6 protein-coding genes are annotated in these 6,815 nt (G+C 51.6%); 2 read left to right on the top strand and 4 right to left on the bottom strand.

Features of this window, described 5'->3' with window-relative positions; all coding sequences use genetic code 11:
• The first annotated feature begins 156 nt into the window (after positions 1-156).
• Positions 157-732 carry a PEP-CTERM sorting domain-containing protein gene (locus V2P20_RS05995; protein WP_331817109.1) on the top strand — a complete coding sequence of 192 codons (576 nt, stop codon included), beginning with the start codon at positions 157-159 and terminating at the stop codon, positions 730-732.
• Between the two features lie 82 nt (positions 733-814).
• Here the strand turns inward: V2P20_RS05995 and V2P20_RS05990 are convergent, their stop codons facing one another.
• The 4 genes from V2P20_RS05990 to V2P20_RS05975 all read right to left on the bottom strand — a co-directional run bounded on the left by V2P20_RS05990 (position 815) and on the right by V2P20_RS05975 (position 5,445).
• Positions 815-2,008, bottom strand: coding sequence for a hypothetical protein (locus tag V2P20_RS05990; protein ID WP_331817107.1), 1,194 nt, complete (start codon positions 2,006-2,008; stop codon positions 815-817).
• Positions 1,989-3,086, bottom strand: coding sequence for a tryptophan 2,3-dioxygenase family protein (locus V2P20_RS05985; RefSeq protein WP_331817105.1), 1,098 nt, complete (start codon positions 3,084-3,086; stop codon positions 1,989-1,991). Before V2P20_RS05985 ends, V2P20_RS05990 begins: the two co-directional genes overlap by 20 nt.
• 135 nt (positions 3,087-3,221) lie before the next feature.
• The gene (gene dmeF / locus V2P20_RS05980) at positions 3,222-4,169 is read right to left on the bottom strand and encodes a CDF family Co(II)/Ni(II) efflux transporter DmeF (RefSeq protein ID WP_331817103.1); all 948 of its coding nucleotides are present in this window, start codon (positions 4,167-4,169) and stop codon (positions 3,222-3,224) included.
• A gap of 412 nt (positions 4,170-4,581) precedes the next feature.
• Complete coding sequence (locus V2P20_RS05975; protein WP_331817101.1) at positions 4,582-5,445, bottom strand: SIR2 family protein; 864 nt, start codon at positions 5,443-5,445, stop codon at positions 4,582-4,584.
• 488 nt (positions 5,446-5,933) lie between these two features.
• On the opposite strand from V2P20_RS05975, the gene nifH reads away from it, so the two are divergent.
• Positions 5,934-6,809, top strand: a complete 876-nt coding sequence (gene nifH / locus V2P20_RS05970) for a nitrogenase iron protein (protein WP_331817099.1) — start codon at positions 5,934-5,936, stop codon at positions 6,807-6,809.
• The last annotated feature ends 6 nt before the right edge of the window (positions 6,810-6,815 follow it).

The raw sequence follows: 6,815 nt of genomic DNA, 5'->3' as shown, positions 1-6,815 counted from the left end.
TGGCGTTGTCTAATAGTTGAGGTAAGGTAATCATCCGTCCTATATGGCGATACTGAACCTCAAATTCAAGGAGTCAACAATGCTTGGGTATCTCCCCGGAATCCAATAAGAGCCAAAATATTTTGTTCCGCTTTATTCTGCTTCGCTTTGTTCGGGATGAGTACCATACAGGCCGCGGTTATCGATTTCGATTCTGATCCGAGTTTCCATTATGGAATGGTCAGTCCCTACGAAGAAGATGGCTTCCAGGTATTCTTTTTCGATCCAGAAGGCGCCTTGTTCTGGGGTACAGATTTGAAAAATGCTGATCCGGGCGGCAATACTATTACAAATAATGGGCCAGAAATGCTCATATCAAAAGCCGATGGAGGTCTTTTTGATCTAATTTCCATTGATCTGGCAGATGTTGCTAACGTCGGGAATCAAGGTGACTTATGGGGACTCGTTTGGTTTGATTTCGTGTTTGGCAACCCACCGGCGATTCATACAATTAGTCACATTGTTTACTTAGATGAACTGGCAGGGTTGCAAACCGCCACATTTAACTACCAGGGCCTTTTACAAGTTTCCATACTATTTTCAGGGATGGCGCAGTTAGATAACATTGTTGTCAATCCTTCATTGATGCCGGTACCCGTTCCCGCAACTGTCTGGCTATTTGGTTCGGGGTTAGCGGGATTGCTGGGTTTTAACCGTAAGCGCTCTCAATCAACTCTATATTCAAAATACTGAAATGGGGAAAGTCAGGTTCCCTCCAAATGAATGCTTGAAACGGTCAGATCAAATTCAGCATTTTACGCATCAGTAATTGAGATTATCCCGCCAATTCCCCAAGGCGCCGGCACAGCTCAATGACATCGGTTTCATCCTGATAAAGCCCGAATCCGAATCTCAACCGAGTCCCTCTGCGGTCTATCAAAATATCGTTATCGTTCAGAATTTGTCGGCATTGTTCGGCGCTTTCCAGGGAAGCCGTCTCGAAGGTCAGAAAATGCCCGTGCCATTCCAGAACCGGATCAAACAAAGGCGTCAGCGACCAATTCTGACAGAAGGCTTGAGGCAGGTTGTCAATAAAGGCTCTTTGCAATCCTGCGACATAACTGTGAATCCACCGGATATCGAGTCCTTCCGATTCGAACAAATCCCAGACGGCGTTAAAACGATAAAAGCCGCTCGGATCCTGCGTCGAGCCCATGAAGGCCATACCGTCATCCGGGTAGCCGACTTCTTCGCCTGCCGGCCTGGACAGTTGCGCAAATTCGGCATACCAGCCGGTATCGGCCGGACGCCAGTTGCCTTTCGGAACGACCATAAAACCCACGCCCTCGCCGCCCTGGCCGTATTTGTAGCCGCCGCCCAGATAGAAAATCCGCCCTTCCAGTCCGGACAAGCTGCAGGGAATGGCGGCGAAGCCGTGGTAGCCGTCGATGGCAAAGAGCGTCGAATCAGGTGTTGCCGCCACCAGCGATTCAAGGTCGCCATCCGTCAAGGCCGCGCCCGAATCGAAGAAAACCTGGCTCAGAAAAACCAGATCATAGCTTTTGGCAAGCTCGGACTTCATGTCGTCCAGAAAAGCCGCCCTGTCCCGAAGAAAATCCGCCGCATCGACCTGACGGATGGTGATCCCGGGAATTTCCATCAATCTCAGAAACTGCCGGCGCCAGGAGTGAAATTCACTGGTTGTGGTAAGAACCCTCAAGCTTTTCCTGCCCAGAAACAGCGACAGCAGCCGCGCGGCAAGCTCATGGGTATTGGGCGCCAGCGCGATTTGCTGCGCCTCTTTCAGCCCCAGGATTCTGGCGATATGGTCCTGCGTTTTTGGAATCGTCTCGAAAAAAATCCGCTCCCATTTTTCATCGCCCAGCACGGCGCAGTCGTCCCAATAAGCGATCTGGGCTTCACGGCTGACATCGGGCCAGAAATGATGGGAATGGGCGCGAAAATGTAATTTGCCGGCATGGCCTTTCAGGAACCGGCTGTAAAACCGCTTAGGATTGGCGAGCGTCATAGACGATATCCAGCTGATCCTTAATGGCCTTTGGCAACGCCGGCGCCAGGGATTTGGGCATCAGAAAGGTCGCCAGATTGAACAGGTCCAGAAAGGCGCGGTTTCTTTCCGTGGTCGATTTCAGGTATTCCTGCCCTGAAGAGCCGCCGGTTCCGATTTTGGCGCCGATTATCCTGTGCACCATGAGCGCATGGCGAAAACGCCAGATCGTGAATTTCTCGTCGATTTCGACCAGAGAACTGAGAATTTCAAAAGGCATCTGCAGCGCCGGATAATCGCGATACAGGAAAATGAACACGGCCGACAGCATCGCCTTCTGCGACAGCCTGAACCGGCCCTGCGCCCGCTGCTCGGCAAATTTATCGGCATCCAGCAGCGTCGCGAAAGTCTCGCGCGTCGTTTCCAGGTTTCTCAGCTCCATTTCCCTCAAAGCCTCGTCCAGGCCCGGATTGCTCAGGATGATCTCATGGTCCTGCTTGAGCATTTTATGCACGGCCAGCTCGTACTCGCCCCAGAAATCATAGCCTTCAAACCGGGAAAAAGGCATGCGCGCGAGCCATGCCTCCAGCAGTTCAAAAATGCCGACTTTGCTTTCTTCCTTCGCCAGCGCTTCCCTGTCTTCGGGTTTGAGACGGGAATGGATGAATTGCTTTTCAATGTCCATCCGGTGTTCGGGCCTGATGCCCAATACCGCTTCCACCAGGCGGAACTGCAGACTCTGAAAGCCGGAAGCCGGCACCAGATAATCCCTGAACTCCATGAAGTCCAGTGTGGTCATGGTCTCCATGATCTGAATCTGATCGATCAAAACCTGCTGAATGGCGGTGACTCTTTCCAGCCGGGCATTGATCACGTAAAGATCCGTGGACGGCACAAACGGCTGTGCCATGATCTCGCGGATGGAGTTCAGCTCATGCAGAATCTGCTTGAACCAAAGCTCATAGGTCTGGTGGACGACGATGAACAGCGTCTCGTCATGGACCTCTTCGCCGTACTTCGCGCTTTCGGGCGCCTGGGCGTTCAAGATTTTAGGCAGTTGCAGATAATCGCCGTAATAAAGCAGAGGATGGATTTTCATAAGGCCTTGTCCGTAAATAGGGAATCTTGACGCCGTGTATTGTTACAGCTTTGGCCGCTTATTGAACGAATAGGTTCCTGTTCGGGAATTCTGAAGCGATCTCCGGTCGAATGAATTCGACCCTACAGCGCGTAATTATTCCTCGATTATGCATTCATCCCCGTAGCATTTATTAACCTCGACGGTGATATGCGAAAGCCTGTGAAAATCCTTCAGCAGCGCCTTGTAATATTGAGGCGGCCTGGGCGTATGCGAAACGACCGACAAAATGATCGCGTAGTGTTTGGGGCCCACGCGCCAGATATGCAGGTCTGAAACACGGTTGTCGGCATCGCTTTCTATTTTTCTCTTGACGGCTATTTTATAGCCTTGATCGATGCTTTCATCCATCAATACCGGGCTGGTCTCTTTCATGAGCCCATAAGCCCACTGGATAATGATCATTCCGCCGACTATCCCCATGACCGGGTCCAGCCAGGTCCAGCCGTAATACTTTCCCGACACCAGCGCAGCAATAGCCAGCACGGACGTCAGCGCATCAGCCAGCACATGCATGTAAGCGGCCTTGAGATTGTGATCATGATGGTGGCCATGCGCGTGATCGTGATCATGCTTATGATGATGGGAATGGTGCTCTTTCAACAGCAGGGCACAGATCAGATTGATAAACAGGCCAAAAGCCGCGATAGCGATAGCATCGTCAAACAGGATCATGCGAGGCTTCAGCAGACGCTCTGCCGACTCGACCAGCATCATCAAAGCCACGACACCCAGCGCGATGGAGCTGGCGAATCCGCCCAGGACGCCCACTTTGCCGGGGCTGAAGGCGAACGTGTCGTCGTCGGCATGGATGCGCGAATAGCGGTAGGCGATGATCGTGATCATGAAGGCCGCCACATGCGTGCCCATGTGCCAGCCGTCGGCGAGCAGCGCCATCGAGCCGAACAGCGTGCCGGCCGTAATTTCCACGACCATGGCCAGGAATGTGAGAACCAGCACCTGTTTGGTCCGTCTTTCGCCTTTTTTATGAATGACTGCAAAATCATGATGATGCTGCAAGAGTTTAAGTGCGCGAGCATGCATTACTGATATACCTGTTTTTTTGAGAAACTGAACAACCGGCAGCCGATGCCGGTGGTAAGTATTTAGGACAGGGCGAGGAATAATTTCACTGAATCTTGACGAGCAGCAGGTGTGGGGGCGACTTAAGTCGCCAGGGCGAATACCCGCAAGGGGCACAAGTACCCTAAAGGGCATAAATGAATTCGCCCCTACATAAGCACTAATTGCATCGACAAATCGGAAAGTTATTTTTTAACCGAATCCTTAACAGGCACTATGAATTTTTCAGGCATCAGCGTCAAGTCCTGACAGGCCAATAAATGCAACTCAGGATACATGCCCGCCACGAAGTTCGCGCAAAAACATCAAAGAGCTTCCGGCCCTTCGTGGTTCGGTCAATAAGGCTTAAGCAAAGCTGTCGCTACAAACGCTTCTACGCCGATTTTTTATAAGGCGGCAAAAAACCGGCGGCATTGAGCAGATCTTTCACATCGGCATCGAGAATTTCCAGGCCTATTTTCTTGCAGAAGCGCTTTTCCTTATCGGTCGGATTTTTATTCAGCACCCAGCCTTTAGGCTCGGCTGCCGCATAAACGATATCGCTCATGACCATGCGCTCGGAATCGCGGTTCAAAGGCATGCCGATCAGCAGGTACTGCTTCTGCTTGCGGTACTCCTTCAGAAACTCAGGGATGGCGAAGCCGCCCATCAGCTCAGTGATGTAATCGACATAATCAGCATCCGAGGCTATATAGTTGGCCTCGGGCCTGGGCGTTCCCATCGGCTTGAACAGAATCGGCAAGCGCGGGTCGACCTGCTCCTGCGGAATTTCGAAATAATCGCTGCCGTCGAAATGATACAGCTTGTAGCGATGCGGCTGGGCGGCGATTCTTGCAATGCCCACGATCAGCGTATGCTCGTCATCTTTGTAACTGTCCTGCAATTGAGTGTCTCGGTTGATGTCGATGACATAAGCCGGCCGCCACTCTTCCAGCCAGTCGTGCAAGGCCGCGCGCGTCCATTCCGTTTCGCCATAGACCTTGGTGAGAAACTGGCCCAGAAAATTCCGGCCCCGCTTTAGCTCCTGGTTCATGGCCGCCCTGGGAAACTCGTACATGAGTTTGGGTGCCATAGGCTGGCCATTGTTCATGGCCAGAATCAGGCTGGTGCTGTCGGCCGGCATCGGCTCGCCGGTCTTTTTATTGGTTGCATCGAAAAGTACGCCCGGGCCTAAATAAGGCACGATTTTATTATCGTAAAGACCGCTCAATATTTCGGAAAATACATTGGAAGACATGATTAACTCCTTTAAGGCTTATGTGTATCGGTACTTAAGCAAGAAGCAATCCAATTGCTGTTAATCAATTTTTACCCATAAATAACAATAATTTAAATTCACTCACCAATGGCGTGATGTCAGCTTTTCCTCATTGTGGATTGTTCTGTTCGCGACAATTTCCGGCAAATCCGGCTCTGCCTTCAGCGGAGGCCAATTTAAGCACCGCAGCTTTTAATCGGGGTAGGCTGGGTTGCTAAACCCAGCATTCGAGGCCGCCCATGCCGGGTTTCCGCTAAAGCTCCAACCCAGCCTACACACTTGCAACCTCTGTGAACAAATCTACATAAACCCTACAAAATGTCCGCAATACTACGCAGAAACAGCCTGCCGCAACCCGCATTAAAAACATAACAATCAAAGACTTAATGCGACACCCACCAATTGGCACGCCCCTTGCTCTATACCCTTGCGTAATCAACCACAACGTTCTATGTAAGGAGAAAATCATGGCATTACGTCAATGTGCAATTTACGGTAAAGGTGGGATCGGCAAATCCACCACCACACAAAATCTGGTCGCGGCGCTGGCTGAAGCCGGCAACAAGGTCATGATCGTGGGTTGTGACCCGAAAGCCGATTCTACCCGTTTGATCCTGCACTCCAAGGCGCAAACAACCATCATGAGTCTGGCGGCTGAAGCCGGCAGCGTTGAAGACCTAGAACTGGAAGATGTGATGAAAGTCGGCTTCGGCGGCGTCAGATGCGTCGAATCAGGCGGTCCAGAGCCCGGAGTCGGCTGTGCCGGCCGCGGTGTAATCACGGCCATTAACTTCCTCGAGGAAGAAGGAGCTTACGATGATGAACTCGATTTCGTTTTTTATGATGTTCTTGGGGATGTTGTGTGTGGCGGCTTTGCCATGCCAATCCGTGAAAACAAGGCGCAGGAGATTTACATCGTCTGTTCGGGCGAAATGATGGCCATGTACGCGGCCAACAACATCGCCAAAGGCATCGTCAAATACGCCAACTCCGGCAGCGTGCGCCTGGCCGGCCTGATCTGCAACTCGCGCAATACAGCACGTGAAGATGAGCTGATCATGGCGCTGGCTGAAAAAATCGGCACGCAGATGATTCACTTCGTACCGCGCGACAACGTGGTGCAACGCGCCGAAATCCGCCGCATGACCGTTATCGAATACGATCCGACCGCCAAACAGGCCGACGAATACCGCCAATTGGCGCTGAAAATCCGCGATAACAAGAACCTCATTATCCCGCAGCCGATTTCAATGGATGAACTGGAAGCGTTAATGATGGAATTCGGCCTGATGGACGAAGAAGACGAGTCTATCGTTGGTAAGACTGCGGCCGCAGAAGCGTAAAAATCC

Source organism: Methylobacter sp. Wu1 (genome assembly GCF_036553575.1).
Classification (GTDB): Bacteria; Pseudomonadota; Gammaproteobacteria; order Methylococcales; family Methylomonadaceae; genus Methylobacter.
The sequence above is the reverse complement of the archived record's forward strand: the minus strand, read 5'-3'. Positions and strand labels throughout refer to the sequence as shown.

Bases quoted from the DNA above. Each gene is read 5' to 3' on its own strand.
- nifH (WP_331817099.1), top strand. From the start codon at position 5,934: ATGGCATTACGTCAATGTGCAATTTACGGTAAAGGTGGGATCGGCAAA.
- V2P20_RS05985 (WP_331817105.1), bottom strand. From the start codon at position 3,086: ATGAAAATCCATCCTCTGCTTTATTACGGCGATTATCTGCAACTGCCT.
- V2P20_RS05990 (WP_331817107.1), bottom strand. From the start codon at position 2,008: ATGACGCTCGCCAATCCTAAGCGGTTTTACAGCCGGTTCCTGAAAGGC.
- V2P20_RS05975 (WP_331817101.1), bottom strand. From the start codon at position 5,445: ATGTCTTCCAATGTATTTTCCGAAATATTGAGCGGTCTTTACGATAAT.
- V2P20_RS05995 (WP_331817109.1), top strand. From the start codon at position 157: ATGAGTACCATACAGGCCGCGGTTATCGATTTCGATTCTGATCCGAGT.
- dmeF (WP_331817103.1), bottom strand. From the start codon at position 4,169: ATGCATGCTCGCGCACTTAAACTCTTGCAGCATCATCATGATTTTGCA.